Origin of the sequence: Roseococcus sp. SDR (assembly GCF_019083995.1) — a bacterium.
Classification (GTDB): Bacteria; Pseudomonadota; Alphaproteobacteria; order Acetobacterales; family Acetobacteraceae; genus Roseococcus.
The window spans coordinates 332082-352635 of sequence record NZ_JAHRCU010000003.1 but is presented as its reverse complement, the minus strand read 5'-3'; the positions used below and the strand labels follow the sequence as shown (position 1 = coordinate 352635).

The 20554-nt window shown below is 69.3% G+C and carries 18 protein-coding genes; 5 read left to right on the top strand and 13 right to left on the bottom strand.

Features of this window, described 5'->3' with window-relative positions:
* Window positions 1-6: 6 nt before the first annotated feature.
* From KTR66_RS05795 to KTR66_RS05765, 7 genes are all read right to left on the bottom strand, one after another.
* Window positions 7-789 carry an SDR family NAD(P)-dependent oxidoreductase gene (locus KTR66_RS05795; protein WP_213611305.1) on the bottom strand — a complete coding sequence of 261 codons (783 nt, stop codon included), beginning with the start codon at window positions 787-789 and terminating at the stop codon, window positions 7-9.
* Window positions 790-926: 137 nt separating this feature from the next.
* Window positions 927-3809, bottom strand: a complete 2883-nt coding sequence (locus tag KTR66_RS05790) for a winged helix-turn-helix domain-containing protein (RefSeq protein WP_213611303.1) — start codon at window positions 3807-3809, stop codon at window positions 927-929.
* 132 nt (window positions 3810-3941) lie between these two features.
* Window positions 3942-5528: an MFS transporter gene (locus KTR66_RS05785; protein ID WP_371819036.1), complete on the bottom strand. Its 1587-nt coding sequence runs from the start codon at window positions 5526-5528 to the stop codon at window positions 3942-3944.
* 1 nt (window position 5529) lies between these two features.
* A complete protein-coding gene (locus tag KTR66_RS05780) occupies window positions 5530-7395 on the bottom strand; it encodes an amidohydrolase (RefSeq protein WP_213611299.1) in 1866 nt (621 codons plus the stop codon).
* Window positions 7388-7651: a DUF1427 family protein gene (locus KTR66_RS05775; RefSeq protein WP_213611297.1), complete on the bottom strand. Its 264-nt coding sequence runs from the start codon at window positions 7649-7651 to the stop codon at window positions 7388-7390. Before KTR66_RS05775 ends, KTR66_RS05780 begins: the two co-directional genes overlap by 8 nt.
* 51 nt (window positions 7652-7702) lie before the next feature.
* Window positions 7703-8539, bottom strand: a complete 837-nt coding sequence (locus KTR66_RS05770) for an alpha/beta fold hydrolase (RefSeq protein WP_213611367.1) — start codon at window positions 8537-8539, stop codon at window positions 7703-7705.
* 128 nt (window positions 8540-8667) lie between these two features.
* Window positions 8668-9318 carry a hydrolase gene (locus KTR66_RS05765; protein ID WP_213611295.1) on the bottom strand — a complete coding sequence of 217 codons (651 nt, stop codon included), beginning with the start codon at window positions 9316-9318 and terminating at the stop codon, window positions 8668-8670.
* A 415-nt stretch (window positions 9319-9733) separates the two neighbouring features.
* On the opposite strand from KTR66_RS05765, the gene KTR66_RS05760 reads away from it, so the two are divergent.
* Entirely contained in the window at window positions 9734-10231 is a 498-nt protein-coding gene (locus tag KTR66_RS05760; RefSeq protein ID WP_249731857.1) for a Dps family protein, read from the top strand.
* Window positions 10232-10762: 531 nt separating this feature from the next.
* Here KTR66_RS05760 and KTR66_RS05755 read toward each other — a convergent pair.
* Together KTR66_RS05755 and KTR66_RS05750 are read right to left on the bottom strand one after the other, a co-directional pair.
* Window positions 10763-11599 carry an HlyD family efflux transporter periplasmic adaptor subunit gene (locus tag KTR66_RS05755; RefSeq protein ID WP_213611291.1) on the bottom strand — a complete coding sequence of 279 codons (837 nt, stop codon included), beginning with the start codon at window positions 11597-11599 and terminating at the stop codon, window positions 10763-10765.
* Window positions 11600-11608: 9 nt separating this feature from the next.
* Complete coding sequence (locus KTR66_RS05750; protein WP_213611289.1) at window positions 11609-11902, bottom strand: hypothetical protein; 294 nt, start codon at window positions 11900-11902, stop codon at window positions 11609-11611.
* Between the two features lie 206 nt (window positions 11903-12108).
* On the opposite strand from KTR66_RS05750, the gene KTR66_RS05745 reads away from it, so the two are divergent.
* The gene (locus KTR66_RS05745; RefSeq protein WP_213611287.1) at window positions 12109-12381 is read left to right on the top strand and encodes a hypothetical protein; all 273 of its coding nucleotides are present in this window, start codon (window positions 12109-12111) and stop codon (window positions 12379-12381) included.
* Between the two features lie 42 nt (window positions 12382-12423).
* Here KTR66_RS05745 and KTR66_RS05740 read toward each other — a convergent pair whose 3' ends face one another.
* Complete coding sequence (locus KTR66_RS05740) at window positions 12424-14031, bottom strand: DHA2 family efflux MFS transporter permease subunit (protein WP_213611286.1); 1608 nt, start codon at window positions 14029-14031, stop codon at window positions 12424-12426.
* 91 nt (window positions 14032-14122) lie between these two features.
* Between KTR66_RS05740 and KTR66_RS05735 the strand changes: the two genes are divergently transcribed.
* Together KTR66_RS05735 and KTR66_RS05730 are read left to right on the top strand one after the other, a co-directional pair.
* Entirely contained in the window at window positions 14123-14584 is a 462-nt protein-coding gene (locus KTR66_RS05735) for a MarR family winged helix-turn-helix transcriptional regulator (RefSeq protein ID WP_213611285.1), read from the top strand.
* Complete coding sequence (locus KTR66_RS05730) at window positions 14581-15654, top strand: HlyD family secretion protein (protein ID WP_213611284.1); 1074 nt, start codon at window positions 14581-14583, stop codon at window positions 15652-15654. Before KTR66_RS05735 ends, KTR66_RS05730 begins: the two co-directional genes overlap by 4 nt.
* Before the next feature lie 6 nt (window positions 15655-15660).
* Here KTR66_RS05730 and KTR66_RS05725 read toward each other — a convergent pair whose 3' ends face one another.
* The gene (locus tag KTR66_RS05725) at window positions 15661-16932 is read right to left on the bottom strand and encodes an MFS transporter (RefSeq protein ID WP_213611283.1); all 1272 of its coding nucleotides are present in this window, start codon (window positions 16930-16932) and stop codon (window positions 15661-15663) included.
* A gap of 374 nt (window positions 16933-17306) precedes the next feature.
* On the opposite strand from KTR66_RS05725, the gene KTR66_RS25240 reads away from it, so the two are divergent.
* The gene (locus KTR66_RS25240) at window positions 17307-17477 is read left to right on the top strand and encodes a helix-turn-helix domain-containing protein (RefSeq protein WP_213611282.1); all 171 of its coding nucleotides are present in this window, start codon (window positions 17307-17309) and stop codon (window positions 17475-17477) included.
* Between the two features lie 546 nt (window positions 17478-18023).
* Here KTR66_RS25240 and KTR66_RS05715 read toward each other — a convergent pair.
* Both KTR66_RS05715 and KTR66_RS05710 read right to left on the bottom strand, forming a co-directional pair.
* Window positions 18024-19283, bottom strand: coding sequence for a Zn-dependent hydrolase (locus KTR66_RS05715; protein WP_213611281.1), 1260 nt, complete (start codon window positions 19281-19283; stop codon window positions 18024-18026).
* Complete coding sequence (locus tag KTR66_RS05710; protein WP_213611279.1) at window positions 19280-19999, bottom strand: enoyl-CoA hydratase/isomerase family protein; 720 nt, start codon at window positions 19997-19999, stop codon at window positions 19280-19282. Before KTR66_RS05710 ends, KTR66_RS05715 begins: the two co-directional genes overlap by 4 nt.
* Window positions 20000-20554: the final 555 nt, after the last annotated feature.

Genomic DNA, 20554 nt, shown 5'->3' with positions numbered 1-20554 from the left:
GCCCGATCAGGCGCCATATCCGCCGTCGATGTCCAGCACCGCGCCGGTGATGAAGGACGCTTCCGCCCCGGCGAGAAAGACGATGCCGGCCGCGACCTCCTCCGGCCGGCCGTAGCGCGCCAGGGCGTTGGTCGCGATCTGGGATTCGGCGAAGGGCCCTTCGGCCGGGTTCATGTCGGTCTCGATCGAGCCCGGCTGGACGACATTGACCGTGATGCCCGCCGGCCCCAGGTCGCGCGCCGCGCCACGGGAATAGGCGACGATGGCGGCCTTGGTCGCGGCGTAGTCGGCCAGGCCCTGGAAGCCCACATGGCCCGCCATGGCCGAGCCCAGCGTGATGATCCTGCCGCCCCGGCCCATCACCTGCGCCGCCACGCGGATCGCGGTAACGACGCCGCCAATGTTGATCCGGTTCTGCCGGTCGAAGGCCGCCAGGTCGCCATCGGGATCATTCACCGCGCCGACCACGAACTGCGCCGCATTGTTCACCAGGATGTCCAGCCGGCCGAAATCGCGCAGCACGGTGCGGATCAGCGCCTCCACCGCCACCGGGTCCTCCTGGTCGGCGCGCAGTGCGGCCGCGCGGACACCGCGCGCCTGCACCGCCTGACGCACCTCCTCCGCGCGTTGCGCGGATCGGACGTAACTGATGGCGACGTCCGCCCCGGCATCCGCGAGCGCCAGGGCCGTGGCCGCCCCGATGCCGCGCGCGCCCCCGGTCACCAGCGCGACGCGGCCGGCCAGCCGTTCGAAGGGACCCTCGCCGCGTCCGTTCAGGGTCACCAGCATCCGCGGTCCCTCGGCCCAACACGCATCTGCATGCCCATGTTTCGTTCATCCACTTCGACTGCGCTCGGATCGCCGCCGGGAAATGTCGCGCCACTCCGGCGGGACGGCTTGGACAGGTGCGCGGAAACTTGGACGATTCACGTCACCACCGGCGCGCGCTTCGTGCGCGGGCGGCGCGGAGGGGTTGGGGCGGCGGCCGGCAACTGGTCAAGCAGGGCGCGCGCGGCCTGGATGTCCGGCCCAAGCGCCTGCCGGTCGAACCGCGCCAGGATGGGGCGCAGCAGCGCCGCGGCCTCACAGGCGCGGCCCTCGCCTTGCATGATCGCGGCAAGGCTGGTCGCGGCGCGCAGTTCCCAGGCCAGGGCCGCCTGTTCCGCGGCGAGCGCCAGGCTGCCGCGCAGCTCGGCCTCCACCTCCGGTGCCGGGTGCCCGAGCGCCCGCCGGGCCAGGGCGCGCAGCCGGAGGAATTCCGGCTCGTACCAGCGGTCATGACGCTGGCGGAATTCCGCCAGCAGGGAGTCCAGCACGGCCAGCGCCTCATTCGGCTCGCCCAGTGCCAGGAGGCATGCGGCCTCGCCGCCGCGAAACAGGCCATTCCGGAGGCTGGTGGCGCCCGGCCGCATGGCCTCGATGCCGCTCCGCAGCAACTCCAGCCCAGCGCGCGCATCGCCCCGCAGCGCCACCTCCAGGCCGCGAAAGCAGGTCGCCCAGAGTGCCCAATGCGGATGGACCGACAGCTGGCCGAACAGCAGCTCCCGGGCCTCGGCCGCGTGGTCGAGCCCGCCCTGCAGGATCGCGATCGGGCATGCCGCGAAGGCCACCGCGACGAAGAGCGACGTGCCATGGTCCATCGCCAGGGCCTGGCGCACCGCCTCGGCCGCCATGGCCTCGGCCTGCTGCGGCTGCCCCTGAAGCCACCTGACCAGAGCAAGCTCGCTGAGGAGCAGCACCTCCTCGTCGAAGTTCAGGCGACCGAGGTGGTGGCGGTCATGCCGCCGCAGGATCTCGGTGGGAATGGCTTCGAAGGCGGCGCGGGCGGCCGCCTGGTTGCCGAGCAGGTGCTGCGTGTAGCCGATCAGCCGGTCGCCCTTCGCAATTTCGATCAGCCTGCCCCGGCTGCCGGCCAGGTCACGGTATCGCCGCGCCAGTTCCAGGCAGAGCGTCAGGTCCTGCCCCATCGCGCAGACCGCAAGCCCGCTGAGCGCCCGCAGGCGGTGCTGCGTGTCATCGAGCTGCTCGGCCAAACGCAGTGTCGTGGTCCAGACGGCCTGCTGATCGGGTGCCGCGATCTGGTTGCCAAACGCGGCCAGCGCGCCGCTCAGCAGCATCACCTCCCGCGGGAATGCCTGCTCGCGCGCGGCAAGGATCTGGAGGGCCGCCTGGATCCGGCTCCGCCCCTCGTCGAAGAGGGCGAAATGCTCCCAGAGCGGTTGCGCCGCGAGGATCAGGCCCACCCCCGTCACGCAATCGCCGCCCCTGCCCATCGCCCAGTCCAGCGCGGCGCGGAGATTGTCGATGTGGAAGCCCAGGGCCTGCCGCTCGGCATGGCCGCCCGCGCGCTGCCAGACCTCGGCGGCCCGTTCGAACAGCGCGAGGTAGTGGGCGGCGTGCAGGCGCGCGACCTCGGTGGTTTCGCCGTGCTCGGCGAGTTTCTCGGCCATGTAGGCGCGGGTGGTGTCGAGGCAGCGATAGGCCGGCATGGGCGCGCCGGTCTCAGGCGCGATCAGCGATTTGTCGGCCAGCTCCGCCAGGATCTCGAGGGTTTCTGCGGGGTCGTCCCGCCCCAGCCGGCCGATCTCCACCGCCGCATCGCGGGCGAAGCTGCCCCGGAAGACGGAGAGGCGGGCGAGCACCTGCTGATGCCGCGGCGAGAGCAGGCCATAGCTCCAATCCAGTGTGGCGCGTAGTGTCTGATGGCGGGGCAGGGCCGTGCGCCGGCCCTTCATCAGCAGGCTGAAGCGGGCGTCCAGCCGCTCGGCCAGCACATCCAGCCCGAGCTCGGCCACACGCGTGGCGGCCAGTTCGATGGCGAGCGGGATCCCCTCCAGCCAGCGGCAGATCGCCGCCACCTGGGCGATCTGCGCGGCATCCGGGCGGAACAGGTCGGAGGCGGCCCGCGCCCGGTCCAGGAAGAGCTGGATCGCGGGGTAGCGCAGCACCTCCTCCATGGGCATGGCCGCATGGACCGGCGGCACCTCCATGGAGGCCAGGCGATGCACCCATTCGCCCTCGGCGCGCAGCCGCTCGCGGCTGGTGGCCAGCACATGCACCCCGGGTGCGGCCTTCAGCACCGCCTCGGCCAGGGCGGCCGTCGCCTCGATGATGGGCTCGCAGCTGTCCAGCACCAGCAGCATCCGCCGGTCCGCCAGATGATGGGCAAGCCGGGCGAGGTCGCCGCCGAAATCCGAGGCCGCGCCGAGCGCCGCCGCAACATGCCCGACCGCGAGCGAAGGGTGGGTGACCACCCCGAAATCCACGAAGCAGGGCGGATCGGGGAAGGTCGCGGCCATGGCCTCCGCCACCGCCACGGCGATGGTCGTCTTGCCGATGCCGCCGGCCCCGAAGATGGTGACGAAGCGCTGCGCGCGCAGCTTCTCGACCAGATGCGCGATGGTGGCGTCCTGTCCCAGCACAGGGGTGAGGCGAACCGGCAGCGGATGCAGCCGCGGCGCCGGGCCCGGCGGCGGCCCGGTGCCCGGAGCCTCGGCGCTCAGCGCGGCCACGAAGGCGTAGCCGCGCCCGGCGATGTTCACGATCAGGCGGGCCCCATCCACCCCATCCCCCAGCGCGCGCCGCAGCGCCGCCATCTGGGACCGCAGGTTCGTCTCGTCCACATGGAGCCCTGGCCACACCACATCCATCAGCCGGGCCTTCTCGACCAGCTCTCCGGGCTGTTCGAGCAGCGCCGCCAGAAGGGCGAGGGCACGGCCGCCCAGGCGGACGGGCTCGCCATCCTTCAGCAGCAGGCGTCGAGCCGGGTCGTACTGGAAGCGCCCGAAGCGGGTGACGCCGGAATCCATGGTCCTGGAGGCTCCCGCCTGCGATTGGATCTGGTGTCAAAATGGTCGGAAACGATCCTGAAGCAAGCGCCCAGCGGCAGGCGAGGCCGGATCCATCCGCAATGCCGCGCGGGGCCCCGCGCTGCATCCACGTCATTTCGTCGTCAGGGTGAGGAGATGCCGCACCACCGGCGGCTCCGGCCCTTGATGGAAGCGGCGGACCGCATCCTGCACATCCGCATCGGCGCGGGAGACGCGGTGGTGCTGGCGCAGATGCTCGGCCCAGGATTCCACCAGGAACCACTCGACCAGGCGTTCCCGGTCCGCCGCATCCTCGGTGATCCCCCAGCCATAGGCGCCGTCCCGCCGCCGCTCCTCCGCCAGATGCCGCAGTGCCTTGAGGAAGGCCGCGCGGTCGGCGGCCGGGATGCGATATTCGATGAGGATCAGCACCGGCCCGCGGTCATGCGCGACGGGCGCCTCCACCAGGGGTTCCGGCCAATGGTTCGAGGGCGCCATGTCAGCCTCGCCCAGCGGAAGCCTGATCCGGTGCAGGAGGAGGGCCACCAGCAGCAGCCCCGTGGCACCCAGCAGCAGCCCGCCCGGCACGCCAATGACCTGCGCGACAGCGCCCCAGCCGAGGCTGCCCGCCGTCATCGCCCCGTTGAAGACGGTGAGATATACCGCGAGAACCCGGCCGCGGACCCAGTTCGGCAGGATGGACTGCGCCGCGCCGTTCAGGGTCGTCAGCGCCACGATCCAGGCGGCACCCAGCAGCAGCAGGACGGCCAGCGCGAGGGCGGCGGGCGGGGCGGAAGCCAGCACCGCCATGGCCAGGGCTGTGGCGATGCCTGCCGTCAGCATCAGCCCATCCGCGTCCAGCCGCGCCCGGAGCCGGGGCAGGATCAGCGCGCCCAGGATGGCGCCGGCGCCGACCGCGCCGAGCAGGACGCCGTAGAAGCCGGCATCACCGCCCAGAAGCTGTCGGGCCACCAGCGGCAGCAAGGCCCAGACGGCGCTGGCGAAGGCGAAGAAGATCGCCGCCCGCAGCAGCACGACATGCAGGTCGCGGCTGGCGCGGGCATAGCGCAGCCCCGCCCGGAAGGCGCCCGGAAAGCGCTCGGTCAGAGCGTCGTGCGCCTGCTTCGGCCGCGGCCACCACAGCAGCGCGGCGATGACGATGATGTAGCTCGCGACATCCAGGCCATAGGTCAGCGCCGCCCCGAAGGAGGCGAGCAGAAGGCCGCCCGCCGCCGGCCCGAGCGCCCGCGCGATGTTGAAGCCCAGCGAATTCAGCGCGATGGCGCCCTTGAGGTCGCGCGCCGGCACCAGTTCGGGCGCGATGGCCTGCCAGCTCGGCGCCATCAGCGCTGCGCCCACGCCCCCCAGGAAGGTGAGGGCCACCAGCAGCTCGATCGTCATCATCCCGGCCTGGGCCAGGATCATCAGCGTCAGGCTGACGAAGGCGAGCAGCCCTTGGACGGCGATCAGGAACTTGCGCCGGTCCAGGATGTCGGCCAGCACGCCCGCGGGGATAGCCAGCAGGAAGACGGGCAAGGTGGCGGCGGCCTGGACCATGGCGACCGCGGCAGGGCCCGCCGCGAGATCGGTCGCCAGCCAGGCGCTGGCCACATCGCGCATGAAGCCCCCGATGTTGCCCAGGATGGCCGCAGCCCACAGCACCGCGAAGGGCAGGTGGCGCAGGGCTGCGAAGCTGCCGCCTGGCGTTCCGGCCGGCACCTCAGAAAGCCCAGCAGGAGCAGCCAAGCGCCCCCCAGAAGCCGCGATCCCCACCGGCCGGGCTGGCCGCGGCCCAGGCGCGGGCATGCGCATGGCCATGCACGCCGCAGGCGCTGTCGCAGCAGCGCGCCATGGCCGCGAAGCCGCCCCGGGCCGCCCGCCGGTCCTGATAGCCGCCGAAGCGGCGCACAGGCGACCAGTCCGGCATCGCGGGCGGCAGCGGCGGCGCCAGCGCGCCGTAGGGGCCTGCCCCATGCACCACGCGCCCGCCGACGATGGTCAGCAGCGAGGTGACGTCCTGGATCTCGTCGCCCGGGATGTCGAAGTAATCGCGGTCGAGCACCGCGAGATCGGCGAATTGCCCGACCATGACCTGGCCCTTGCGGCCCTCCTCGTTGGAGAACCAGGTGACCTTCTCCGTCAGCATGCGCAGGGCCGTCTCGCGGTCGAGCGTGTTGCGTTCGGGCGTGATGCGCAGGCCGCCGATGGTCCGGCCCGTCACCATCCAGAAGAGCGCGACCCAGGGGTTGTAGGAGGCGACGCGCGTGGCATCCGTGCCGGCGGAGACCTTCACGCCCATCTCCAGCATCCTGGCCACGGGCGGCGTCGCCTCGGCCGCGCGGGCGCCGTAGCGCTCCACGAAATACTCGCCCTGGAAGGCCATGCGGTGCTGCACGGCGACACCGCCGCCGAGGCGCGCGATCCGCCCCAGGCTTTTCTCGCTGACGGTCTCGGCGTGGTCGAAGATCCAATGGAGATCGCCGATCGGCATCTCCTCATTCACCTTCTCGAAGACATCGAGCGCGCGGGCGATGGTCTCGTCATAGGTGGCGTGCAGGCGCCAGGGCCAGCGGTTCTGCACCAGGATGCGGATCACCGCCTCCAGCTCCGGCTCCATCTCCGGCGGCATTTCTGGCCGTTCGACGCGGAAATCCTCGAAATCGGCGGCGGAGAAGACGAGCATCTCGCCGGCGCCGTTCAGGCGGAAATAATCATCGCCCTGCTGGTATTTCGCCTGGGCCGTCCATCGCAGGAAATCGTCGCGCTCCTGCTTCGGCTTCTGGGTGAAGAGGTTGTAGGCGATGCGCACCGTCAACTCGCCATCGGCCGCCAGCTTCTGCACGACGGCGTAGTCTTCCGGATAGTTCTGGAAGCCGCCACCGGCGTCGATCGCGCTGGTGACGCCCAGCCGGTTCAGCTCACGGAGGAAGTGGCGCGTGGAGTTGAGCTGGTATTCGATGGGCAGCTTCGGCCCGCGCGCCAGCGTCGCGTAGAGGATGCTGGCATTCGGGCGCGCCAGCAGCAGGCCGGTGGGGTTGCCGGCGGGGTCGCGCTGGATTTCCCCGCCCGGCGGATCGGGCGTGTCCTTCGTGTAGCCCACGGCGCGCAGCGCCGCGCCGTTCAGCATGGCGCGGTCATAGAGGTGGAGGAGGAAGACCGGGGTTTCCGGCGCTGCTGCATTGATCTCCTCCAGCGTGGGGAGGCGCTTTTCCTCGAATTGATGCTCGGTGAAGCCGCCGACGACGCGCACCCATTGCGGCGGCGGCGTGATCTTCACCTGGGCACGCAGCATGGCCATGGCGTCCGCCAGGCTGCGCACCCCGTCCCAGCGCAGCTCCATGTTGAAGTTCAGGCCGCCGCGGATGAGGTGCAGGTGGTTGTCACAGAGGCCAGGGATCATCCGGCGACCACCGAGGTCGATGATCCGCGTGCCGGGGCCCGCGGTGGGCAGGATCTCCGCCGCATCGCCCACGGCCGAGAACAGGCCCGCCGTGATCGCCACGGCTTGGGGCACGGGATTCGCGCGATCGAGCGTGGTGATCCGGCCATTGTGCAGGATGAGGTCGGGCGTGGCGCGATCAGCCATGACGATCCTCCTGCGCGGATGGGCGGGCGGGCAGGGGGCCCAGCACATGGTGGCGGCAATCCTCAACCACCATGGAGAGGCTGAGCGCCTGGCCGCCCCAGATGCGCTTCGCGAGGGGCAGCAATTGCTCGCCCAGCAGGATGCCGAGCAGGCCGACCAGCGCCACGATCGGCGGCGCCGGCGAGCGGATGTTCAGCAGGCTGTAGATCACGCCGACCAGCAGGCCGGCACCCAGTGCAGCAAGATGGAGCTTCATGCGTCTGGTCTCCCGTTGATGCCGGATGCCGGCCTGCGTCGTGTGGCGCGGTCAGCTCCGGATGAAGGCCAGGAGATCCGCATTCAGCACGTCGGCGTTCACCGTCAGCATGCCGTGGGAGAAGCCGGGATAGGTCTTCAGCGTGCCGTTCTTCAGCAGCCGCACCGCGAGGCGGGCCGAGTTGTCGATGGGCACGATCTGGTCGTCCTCGCCATGCATCACGAGCGTCGGCACGGAGATGGCCTTGAGGTCCTCGGTCTGGTCGGTTTCCGAGAAGGCCTTGATGCCGTCGTAATGGGCCTTGGCGCTGCCCATCATGCCCTGGCGCCACCAGTTCTGGATCACGCCTTCATGCACCACGGCGCCGGGGCGGTTGAAGCCATAGAAGGGCCCCGCCGGTACGTCGCGGAAGAATTGCGCGCGATTGGCGGCCAGCGCATTGCGGAAGCCGTCGAAGACCTCGATCGGCAGGCCGCCGGGATAGGCCGCGGTCTTCATCATGATGGGCGGCACCGCCGCGACGAGCACCGCCTTGGCCACGCGGCCCGCGGGCTCGCCATGCTTCGCCACATAGCGCGCGACTTCGCCGCCGCCCGTCGAGTGGCCGATATGGACGGCGTTGCGCAGGTCGAGGTGTTCGGCCACCGCGAAGGCATCGGCGGCGTAGTGGTCCATGTCATGCCCGTCGGCCACCTGAGCCGAGCGGCCATGGCCACGCCGGTCATGCGCCACGACCCGGAAGCCGCGCTGCACGAAGAAGAGCATCTGCGCGTCCCAGTCATCGCTGGAGAGCGGCCAGCCATGGTGGAACATGACCGGCTGCGCGTCGCGCGGGCCCCAGTCCTTGAAGAAGATTTCAGTTCCGTCGGAGGTTCTCACGGTCGCCATGTTCATCGGTCCTTCTGCTGTGGGTCGTGTGGTCGCGGCTGCCAGATGCGGCAGGGTGGAGAGCGCAAGCAGCGCCGTGGCCGTACGTTCGACAGCCTCGCGGCGCGTCAGCGCGGTCGACGGCGGGTTCATTTCCCTTCCTGGGCGTGGAACATCGTCTTGGCGTAGGTGATGCCGAGGCCGTATCCACCGCCGAGCTTCTTCGCGATGCCGGTGGTCATCTCGTAGGTCTCGCCGCGCGCCCAGTCGCGCTGCAGCTCCAGCAGGTACTGCAGCGCGGTCATCGGCTGCGCGCCCGCCTGGATCATGCGCTGCATCGCGCGCTCATGCGCCTCATCGGAGACATCGCCGCAGGCATCGGCGATGATGTAGACCTCGAAGCCCTGATCGAGCGCGGAGAGCGCGGGGCCCACGATGCAGACCGAGGTCCAGAGACCGGCGAGGACGATGCGCGGCTTGCCGATGCGGTTGACCTCGGCGATGACGGCCGCATCCTCCCAGGTGTTCATGCTGGTTCGGTCAAACATCGCCTGACCGGCGAAGGCGCTCGTGATCTCTTCGAACATCGGGCCGGAGAAGCTTTTCTCGGCCACGGTGGTGAGGATGGTGGAGGCGCCGAAGCCCTGCGCCGCGTGTGCCACGAGCGCTGCGTTGTTGCGCAGCAGGACCGCGTCGATGGACCTGGTGGCGAAGGCCATCTGCGACTGGAAGTCGATCATGATCAGCGTGTGATCGGCCGGCGAAAGCAGGCGGCGGCCTGGCGTGGGCGTGGCGGGCATGGAGGGTTCTCCTGTGCGTATCGGTTGAAGTTGGGGGTCAGGCGCCGAGGGATCTGGGCTGAAGCAAGGACGCGGGGGAATGCATCGGGAGTTCCAGCCTTTCTGGCCGCGGCATGAGCGGACAGGCTCTACCTAGAGCAGGGCGGGCGAGGCTTATTGTCTGACCGCGAGGCTTTTGGACGATCCCGGCACGCTCTCCGCGAAGTGGCTCGCGCGGCACCTGGCGCCGATGCTCGCGCATGTGCAGCGCGGGATCGTCCAAAAGCCTCACATGCGCACAAGAAGCCGGCGTGGCGGTTCGCTAGGGGCAGTGGCACCGCACGTATGACCTGCACTTCTGCCTGGCCGCACCGGGGCTTGGCGTAGGCCGGGCCGCGTTTCGGATCATGCCACGAAAGGGCCGATGCACATGTCCATGAGCCGCTCGACGCCGAGCCAACCCCGTGTCAACGCAGCCGTCGAGATCTGCGAATCGCTCAACGGATTGCTTGCTGACACCTTGGCGCTCTACCTCAAGACGAAGAACTTCCACTGGCACGTCTCGGGGCCGAACTTTCGAGAATACCACCTGCTGCTGGACGAGCAGGCCACGAAGATCTTCGCCGTCGTCGACGACATCGCCGAGCGCGTGCGCAAGCTCGGTGGCGCCACTCTGCGCTCCATCAATCAGGCGGCCGCCATGACCCGTATCGCCCCGAATGAAGCGGACGATGTCAGCGCGCGCGACATGCTGGCTGAACTCCTGGAGGACAACAGGGCTTATGCTGCGTGCCTGCGCACCGCGCACGAGATCTGCGACGGCCATGGTGATGTGGCGACGGCGAGCCTTCTCGAGGTCTGGATTGACGACGCGGAACAGCGCATCTGGTTCCTCCAGGCGACAACGCGCGGCGCCGAGGCTGGCCGTTCCTGAGGATGGCGCATGAAGCCCTGATACTGTTGATCTCGATCCCTGCAGCCCGTGGCTGGCCCTAGCCTGATCCAAGCCACGGGCCGTGATCGTGGCGAGGCACCATCGGGGTGGGCGTGCGCTCCATAGGCCGAACCCTGTTCCGGCATCCCACGATTAAGCCGTCGGTTCAATGGGCTGATGGCTTTCTGCTGTTTGGGGCATTCGCAGAAATGCAGCGGCGGAAGGATCGGCGGGGCAGCTCATCTCCGGTCTGCGACTGCACAGGACTTCGGCTGGCCTCCTGACCAGCCCCCATCGAGTGATCCAGGCGGAATCTTAGTGGGCCATCGCCGCCGCGCGCAGGCAGGTTCGGTGCCGGCCAGCCATGGCCGGCCTCGGCCGGTAGGGCAGCCATGCCCGCTGTCTGATGGCTCACAGCAGGCCCAGCTGGTTGCCGAGCGGCGGGATCAGCAAGGTGATCGGCGCCTGCCGTTGGACCACCACCGTCGCGTGCACCGGCGTGCCTGAGGTGAGTGGAAGCGCGCGGCCGCGCTAGGAGGTCCAGAGATAGCCGCTGGCTGAGCCAGCGTCCGGCTGCAGCTGGGCGCGCGCCGCAAAGGGTGGGCCGGCCCGCATGTAGTTGCGCACCAGCTCGTCATTTTGCAGGACGGCGCGCAGCCCCTCCAGCGTCGCCGGAAAGGCGGCGACCCAGGAGATGTCGGCGACCACGGCGCCGAACTCCTCACGTGGCGCGGTGCTGGACTCAAGGCGCACCGACATGCCCGGCTCTACCAGCTTGCCTTGCCGCGACGGGATGAAGAGCCGCGCCTCCAGCCCCTCGCCGACCGGCTCGATGCCGAAGAGCGACTGCGCCTGCTGCACCGAGGTGCGCTCTGCGGCGCGGACCTCGGTGACGCGGCCAGCGGCAGGTGCAAGCACGCGCGTGGTTTCCTCCGCCGTGGTGCGCAACTCGGCCAGTGTCCGGCGCGCCTCGGCGACGGTCTGATCGGCCTGGGCCCGCTCGCGCGCGATCTGCGCGTCGAATTCGGCATTGGATTGGTCGACCTGGGCGAGCTCAGCCAGTGCAGCGGAGACCTGCTGTAGCACCTGTGCGCACTGCTCCCGCGTCGCTTGCACGGTCTGGCGGGTGGTGATGCCCTGGCGCTGCAGTCGCTCCTCGTCGGCCAGGCGCTGGGCAAGCGGCGCCTCGCGCTCGCTTGCCGCCTCGATCTGCTGGCGTAGTGCTCCGCGCGGTCGCGCCGCCGCCTCTGCCCTGGCGGTGAGCGTGGCCGAGATGGTGGCGTGCAGCTGCGCGCGGATCGCCGTCGCGTCCTGCAGCGCCTGCTCGGCATTGGCGATCTGCTGGCGCGCCTGCTCACGCACCAGCACGGCGAGTTCCTACCCTTCGCTTACCTCGTCCCCCACGCCAACGGTGATGCCGGAGATCACGCCGCCGCCTGGCGCACGTACATCCAGGATCCGCGCGCCGCGGTTCAGCAGGATGCCTTCGGCATGCACATATGTCGGCACTGAACCCAGGAAGGCCCAGCCGAGCGCCAGGGCGAGGATGGGGTAGACGGCGGCGAGGCCTATCCAGGTACCGCGCCCGAGCGGCCTGAGCCGGCGGTCGAGCCGATCCGGCGGGGCCGGAGGGCGACGTGCGGCGATGGCCCTCGGATGCGGAGCGGTCAACGCTGGCGTCGTGTCCTTGCTTCCTTGACCGAAGCGAGCGCTGCCGGGTGGCGCGGCTCTGCAACCGTCAACCCGTGGAATAGTGCCGGAAGCATGCGGCGGCCGGCAAGTGGGGCTGCACGGCGTACGACGGGTGACGCAGCGGGCCGGCGGGGCGCGCTCCGACAGGAAGCGGGCAACGCGCCGCCGCGCATCGTACGGGCGCCATGAGCACCGCAGCTATACGGCAGGACAGGCGCGGGCGGTTCGGCAATTTCGACGAGAATGATCGCGGCCTACTGCCGCTGGCCGACCAGTACGAGCAACGGCTGCGCCTCGCTGCGCTCTCTGATGAGTTCGGCTTCGACCGCCATTACATGCGTGAGCGCCGCGCGACGCCGCTCAGCACAGCGCCCTTGCCCAACGTCTTCATCGCGGCACTCACGGTGCGCACGCGCAGGTTATGCTTGTGTCCGCGGGTCTATCTGCTGCCGGCCTAACATCCGCTGCGGCTGGCGGAGGAAAGTGCATGCTGAACCTTGTCAGCCGTGGCCGGTTCGAATTCGGCATCGGCGGCGGTGCTCCGCCGCATGAGGTAACGGCGCGGGCTTAGACGTGACCGATGTGAGGGTGATGTGGACCGAGGCGCTGGAGGTGATCCGCCGCCCGCGCACCAGCAGCACGAAGAGAATGGCGAGGGCCGAAACCGCCATGTACATCCCGAAGGCGTTGAGGTGCCCAATCATCGCCGCCTGCCGGTCCACCTCGCGTGAGAGTCGGGCCAGGCCCTGCGCCGTCTCCGTCTCCCACCCGCCCATGCTGCTGGGCCAGAGCAAGGCACGGTTGTAGGGCGAGAGCATCTCCATCATGCGGCTGTAGTTCGTGGTGCCGGAGCGCACGATCTCGGTCACGCTCAGCGAGATGAAGAGGCTGGAGCCGATGTTGCGCAGCAGGTGGAAGACCGACATGCCCTCCGGCGTGTCGCGGCTGTCGAGGTCGCCGAAGGTCATCACCGTGAGCGGCACCCAGATGATGCCGACCGCGACCCCTTGCAGAACGGAGTTGGCCAGCAGCAGGTTCACGCCGGCGTTGAGGTCGAGGCTCATCAGCCAGAGACCCGAGACCACCAGCAGCCCGAAGCCGATGCTCATGCCGATGCGCGGGTCCCAGCGGCCGATGAGCAGTGTCAGGCCGAAGCCCGCCACGCCGCCCAGGCCGCGATAACCTACGATCATCCCGATGATGCTGTCGGGGTAGCCCGCATGCTGCTGCAGCAGCGTGGGCAGTAGCACGATCGGCGTGAAGTTCACCATGCCGTAGATGAAGACGAGGATCAGCCCGAGGGCGTAGTTGCGGTGCTGTAGCAGGCGCAGGTTCAGGAAGGGCCGCTCTGTCGTCAGGCAATGGACCACGAAGGCGTAGAAGGCCAGCACCGCGAGGCAGGCTTCCAGGATGATCTCGGTGGACTCGAACCAGTCGAGCCGTTGCCCCCGTGAGAGCACCAGCTGCACACAGGCGATGGCGGTGGCGAGTAGCAGGAAGCCCAGCCAGTCCATGGGCTGGCGCGGCTCGGCGCGGTCGGGCGGCAGGGCGAAATGCAGGGCGATGGCCGCGAGCGCGCCTGCCGGGACGATCATGTAGAAGGCCCAGCGCCAATTGTAGGTCTCGGCCAGGATGCCGCCGAAGACCGGGCCGATCACCGGGCCCAGCACCACCGTCATGCCGTAGATGGAACTCACCAGCCCCGCCTGATGGCGCGGGAAGCTATCGAGCACGATGGCGTTGGAGAGTGGTACGACGGGCGCGCCGATGCCACCCTGCACGATGCGCCAGAGCACGATGGCTTCCAGAGACTCCGCCTGGCCGCAGGCCCAGGTTGCGATGGTGAAGCCCGTCACGCAGAAGATCATCACCCGCCGGCGCCCGAAGCGTGCGACGAGGAAGCCCGTGGTCGGCGTGACGATGGCCGTCGCCAGGATGTTGAAGGTGGTGGTCCAGGCGATCTCGTCCGGCGTCGCGGCGAAGCTGCCCTGCATCTGCGGCAGCAGGGAGGAGGCGACGAGCAATGTCGTCGCATAAAGCGTGGAGCCCAGCACCACCGCCGCCAGGATGGCGATCCGGCGGGGGACGGAGAGCTCCTTGCTGCGCATCCGGGCAGGGCCTCCTCTTTTTCGGTTGAAGCCGGACGATGGTTGTCCGAACAATGATAGCCGCGACAACAATCGGAAGGCGAGGCTCTTCATGCCGCCGGACCAGGCAGATCGCCGGCATATCGGGTATCTCATCACCGACGTGGCCCGGATGATGCGCGCGGCCTTCGACCGCCGTGCCCGGCAGATCGGCCTGACGCGCCCGCAATGGCAGGTTCTGAGTCGGCTGCACCGCTATCCCGGCATCACCCAGACCGAGCTCGCCGAGATGCTGGAGATGGAACGCGCGGCCGCGGGGCGGATGCTGGACCGGCTGGAGCGGCGCGGCTGGCTGGTCCGCCGCCCCGACATGACCGACCGCCGCGTGAACCGCCTGCACCTGACGGCGGAGGCCGATGGCATCCAGGCTGAGATGGGGCGCATCGCCACCGAATTCCTGGATGAGATGATGGGCGGCCTCGGCGAGGAGGAGCGGGCAGTGCTCACTGCCATGATCGAGCGAGTGAAGCAGCAGCTCCAGGCGATGGGCCCGCGCGGCGGTGCAGGGGCATGAGCGCGCCGCACCTGCGGTCGTTGCTCTTGCTGGTCCTGCCGGCCCTGGCGGTGCTGGCTGGTGCCTTCATCTGGCGGCAAGGCGGGCGTTACGTCACCACCGAGAACGCCTATGTCCGCGCCGATATCGTGCAGATCGCGCCCGAGGTGACGGGGCGGGTGGTGGAGGTGCTGGTGCGCGACCATGCCCGCGTAGAAGCCGGCATGGTCCTTTTGCGCATCGACGCCGAGCCCTTCCGCCTCGCCGTCGAGAAGGCGGAGGCCGAGCTGGATGCGGCACGCACCCTGGTCGAGGTCGCGCGTGCCACCTACCGCGAGACGCTGAGCGAGCTGGGGGAGTTGCAGGCGCGCGCTGACTATCTGCAGCGCCAAGCGCGGCGCCAGCAGGAGCTTGCGGCGCGCGGCGTTGCGCCGGCCACGCGGCTGGAGGAGACGCAGGCTGATGCGGATGTGGCGCGCGAGCGGATCAATGTGGTGCGCCAGCGCCTGGTGCGGCTACTCACCACGCTGAAGGGCGATCCCGCGCTGCCGGTGGAGGACCACCCCAATGTGCGCGAACGCATGGTGGAGCGTGACCGCGCGGCGCTGGACCTGGCGCGAACGCAGATCCAGGCGCCGGTCGGCGGGACGGTGGTGAACATGCGGGTGCAGCGCGGTGAGCAGTTGCGCGCCGCCGTCCCGCTCTTCGCGCTGGTGTCCGACCGGCGCCCCTGGGTGGACGCCAATCTGAAAGAGACGACGCTGGCGCATGTCGGCATCGGCCAGCGCGTGCAGGTGGCGCTAGATCTCTATCCCGGCTTGGTCTGGGAGGGCGAGGTGGAGAGCATCAGCCCCGCGACCGGCGCGGAGTTCGCCATCCTGCCGCCGCAGAATGCCTCGGGGAATTGGGTGAAGGTGGTGCAGCGGCTGCCGGTGCGCATCCGGCTGCTGCCCCGCGCGGATGAGCCGCCGCTGCGCGCGGGCATCACGGCGACGGTGTCCATCGACACAGGGCGGCAGCGCGAATTCGCCGATCTCGTCGGCTATCTGCGCGGCCTCATCCTCGGCAGCGCGGCGGAGGGAATGCGATAGCGCGCCTTACGCCGCTGGCATCCGCCAGAGGGCCGTGCGCCAGTGCCAGGCGATGGCCAGCGTCGCCAGCAGGCCGAAGCCGGCGAAAATCGTCGCGGTTGCGGCGAAGCCGAGATGGGCGATGCCGAACCCCGTCAGCAGCAGCCCCACCGGCAGCCCGTAGATAGCGAGCATGCGCAGGCCCATAATCCGTCCGCGAAAGGCGGTGGCGGTAATTCGCAGCAGGAGCACCGACATCGGCACCATGCACAGGCTTTGCAGGAAGCCCGTGACCATGAGCAGCGCCATGCCGATCGCGACATTATCCACCCGCGCGAAGACCAGCAGGAAGCCAAACCAGAGCGCGGCGGAGGCGAGCATCACCCGGGCCGGCTGGGGGCCGACGCCGCGCAGGCTGACGAGAAGCGAGCCCAGCACTGCGCCGCCGGAAAAGCAAGCGAAGAGGGTGCCGAGGCCTGCCTGGTCAACGCGGTACACCTCGCGCGCCACATGTGGCAGCAGGCCGCCCGTGAGCGGATAGGCGGCGAAGTTGGCAAGGCAGGCGAGGAAGAGCGCCGCCATGAGCGCGGGCGTGCGGCGCGCATAGGCGATGCCCGCTCCCAGTTCCTGCCAGATGGCGAGTAGCGAGGCGGGCGCGATGGCGCTGGCTTCGCTGGAGGGCTCGCGGATGCCGAAGGTCAGTGCGAGGCTGACGAGGTAGAGGAGCGCCACCACCACATAGGCCTGGCCCATTCCCAGCATCGCGACGATCCCGGCGCCGGTCAACGCACCGACGACACGCGCGGCATCCATGCTGACGCGCTCGATCCCGATGGCCTTGGCCAGCAGCGGCGCGGGCATGGTGGCCGCGATCAGCGCGTTGCGCACACCGATATCGGATGGTCGTACCAGTCCCATGCCGAAGGCGATGATGAACACCGCCACCACGCTGAGTTGGCCCGTGAGCGCGAGGGCGGCGATGCAGCACGCCTGCGCCACATAGGCCGCTCGCATGGCGGAAAGCACACGCCGCTGACCGAGCCGGTCGCCTGCCACGCCATAGAGCGGTGAGATCAGCGTGCCGACGAACTGCAGCGCCCCGAAGCCGGTGAGCCAGATGACCGAACCCGTTTCGACCAGGACGAACCAGGCCAGCAGCAGCGTCTCCATCTCGAAGGCCCAGGACACGGCGAGGTCGGACGGCCATTGGAAGCGGAAGCTGCGCTGGCTGAAGGGCGATGTGCTGGCAGGGGAGAGCCTGTGCGGCGCAGGGCCTGGTTCGGGCGCAGGCGCGTTCATCGTCGCAGGCGACGAGCCGACATGTGCTTCCTCCGTTGCGCTGATGATCCAGGTATGTTCCCGGGCTGCGCCTTCCTCTCACTATGCGACAGAGTCCCTCGCTTCGCTACGCCGGAACGGTGGGGCCGGAGCATCGCACGATGTGATGCTGAATCCTCGGCACGATGGCGCACGCTGGAGCATTGTGGGGCGTGGTTGCTCGACACCGTCGCGTGCGGTGACCCCGGCAACCTGGTTCGATGGTTGCACTAGGCAATAGGCGAAGACACTCTGGCCTCCCTCATGTTGCCAGCCTCCGGATACTGAAGCAGAGCCTTACTTAGCCCCTCGCCACTATTGCCGATGAGGGCATCGGCCCCGTCGATCGCCTGCTCGTGCAGCAACCTGCCTGGAAGGTCCGGGAGCTTCGAGTCCTGCGTCTGGTCAAGGGCAATCCGGGCGCCAGCTTGACGGATCTGGCTCGCCTTACGCGCTTCGAACGCAGTGCGGCCGCACAGATTCTGATGCGGCTGATCGAGACCGGCCTGGCGAGGTGCGTTGGTTGAAGTTGACCCAGTGTCGTGGACACCCCGAGGCTTGAGAAGAAGGTGTCTGAAATGCCGGGATTCAGGGGGCCCTACCCGCAAACCGTCCATGGAAGCAGGGCAACTTCAGTGGGGTTGTCGATGGGTGACTAACATCCATGCGAATGTCCTGCCGCGTGCGCGCAGACGCGTCTCCCTCGCTTCACCGATCTGGCGCGGCCCCTCGCTGCCTTCTGACGACCGCCGCCACGCAACTGAGCAAAGTGCCCAGTCGCGGCCGCCGCGCTTCAGTTGCAGCTAGATCCGGCGCACGTGAGAGATACGGGAAGTCGCTGCGAACAGGCGCTCGCTCTCGGGCATCGGCGTGGCACAGTGCCCGGCCTGGGCCGGCAGGTGCGCCGAATCGCGCCGCTTGCGGCAGCTATTGCGCAGGTCATTGTCTCTTCGATCTTGGTATCCGTGATGGTCCGGCCATGCGAGGAGCGCCTCCTCGGGGGGCGCGGTTAGCGTCGGCGTGGAGAAGACCCGTCTCCCCGCGCGCAACGCTATCGCCCCCGATGCCTGCGGTCAGTTCGCGAGCCACTCCGCGAGGACATGAATGGCCGCCATCAAATCCGGCGTGTCCATTGCCTCATGCGGATTGTGGCTGCCATTCTGGTTGCGGATGAGCAGCATGCCCGTCGGCACGCCGGACGCGGCAAAGTTGTTCGCGTCATGGCTGCCTGGGCTATTCAGGTGCGGGGCCGCGATGCCGCAGCGTCGTGCTGCGGCTGAGAGACCTTCGATCAGGGCCGGGTCCATGGGGCCGGGCGCTGCGGTGCTGCGCTCGCCCAGAGCGATGGTGACGTTGCGGCGCACCGCGACCTCGCTCGTGATGGTCTGCAGCCTCGCCTCCAGCGCCGCCAGATGCGTGGGGCTGTAGGCGCGCAGATCGAGGCTCAGCTCGAACTCGCCCGAGACGGCGGTGAGGCTATGGCGCGCGGCGGGCGTATGTAAGCGGCCGATGGTGACGGCCATGGGGCGGCCCTCCGCCTCCTCCTCCAGCCAGAGCCGCTCCAGCGCGAGCGAGAGATCGGCGCCGGCTAGCGCGGCGTCCCTGCGGAAGCGATGCGGTAGGCCGGTATGCGCGTCCTCGCCTGTGACGCGGATGAACGGATGGCGGACATTGCCGGGATTGGCGAGGCAGACGGCCAGCGGCGCGCGCGCCTCGATCAGCTGCGGCGCTTGCTCGATATGAATCTCGAGATAGGCGCCGATGGCGCGCGGGGCACGCAGCGGTGTCGCTTCGCGCAGCCGCGCGGGGTCACCGCCGCAATCGGCGATGCTCTGGGCCAGCGTGCGGCCGGTGCGGGCATGCGGCAGGTCCAGCGCGCCAGGCGGCAGGCGCGCCAGTATGCAGCGGCTGCCGATGAGCCCGAGGCCGAACCAGACCGCCTCCTCGCAGCGCAACGCCAGCACCTCGATGTCGCGCTTCGGTTGGACGCCGGCTGCCTTGAGCACCGCGACGGCGCCGATGCCCGCGACGACGCCCGCCGCGCCATCGAAATTGCCGCCCTGCACGATGCTGTCGAGGTGCGAGCCGATCAGCACTGGCGCGGCCTCTGGCTGGGGTGCCGCCCAGCGCAGGCTGAGGTTGGCGCCGGCATCGGTGCTGGCGGTGAGGCCCAGCGCCGCGCCGGCCTCGGCGATCAGGGCATGGGCCTGGTTCTCGCCCCTGCCATAGGCGTCGCGCGTTATTCCCGGCGGGTCTGCGCCGATGGTGGCGACGCCGTCCAGGAGGCGTTGCACGAGCGGGGTCTGCGCCGCGACGGCCTCGGCGAGGGTCATGCCTTCATCATCCTGGCGCGGTAATCCTGGATGCGCTTCTTGAGGCCCGGTCGCGCGACCGAGCGCGCCAGCGCGGCAAGGTCGTCGGCATCATCGGCGTGGCGCGTGCGCGCGTGCAGTGCGGCGACCGTTTCCGCGTCGAGCCGCGTGGCTGCCGCAGTCGCGGCCGCGATGTCGTCGCCCCTGCCGGTTGCAAGGCCGAGCGCCACCGCCGCCGCCGCATTCACCGGCTCACCCGCGAGCAGCAGGCGCCGCGCCGCGCCGTCGCCCACCAAGCCCGCCAGGCGGCCGGTGCCGAGGATCAGGCCAAAGGCAGGGCCGGGGAACGCAAAGCTGGCGCCATCCATGGCCAAGCGGTGGTCGCAGGCGGCGAAGAGATCCGCCCCCGCGCCTAAGACCCGCCCCTGCGCGATCGCTACCGTCGTCACCGGCAGGGCGTGGATCTTCTGCAGTAGGATCTCGATGCGGAGGATGCGCAGGGCGAGGTCGCCATCGGTGCAGGCCTCGAGGTCGCCGAGGTCGAAGCCGGTACAGAAATGCCGTCCCTTGCCGCGCAGGATCAGCAGCCGCGCGCCGGCCGCGAGCGCCGTCTCGATCGCAGCATCCAGCGCCTCGACCAGGTCCGGGCCCAGCGCATTGGCGCGCTCCGCACGGTTGAGCCAGAGGGTGGCGGCGGTTCCGTCCGCCTCGATGAGGACAAGATTCGCAGTTTCCACGGTTATCCCCGCGAGCTATGAAACTGAACGGTGCAGGATTCGGCTGTTGGCGTCGATACGCTGCCTGTGGGGCCTGCTGGCATCGTTCGGCGCAAGCGGGGCGTTCGATAGTGCGCATCCTGGGTGGCTACCTGCGCGCCGCCGCCGCCGACCTACCATCGCGAAAGGTCTGCCATCGACGGAGGCTCAGCGCCCACCCAGGCAAACCCGCGGATCTGCTGAGCCCCCCGGCGGGATGGCTGATGGCGACGGATCGTCAAGACGCAAGCATTCGCACCGCGCTCGCCGTGAAAGGCGTTCGCTTGGCCTCTACCTTGGGCTGTTTGGGTTCAGATGCTGCCAAAGCCCGATCCGTTCTATCGTTAGCTGAATCTGCCTCGAGGCAGCGCCAGGGGCCTGCCCAATTCGCCGATATGCGTTGGCCAGGGCCTTGCGCTGCAGGCCCGTTGAACCGCAGTGGAGCTGCTCGGGCCGGTTCGGATCGGAAAGCGGTGAACCCCAGCCAAGCTCTAGAAATGACCGCGGCATCCTCGCCCAATCCATCACCCGTCCGAA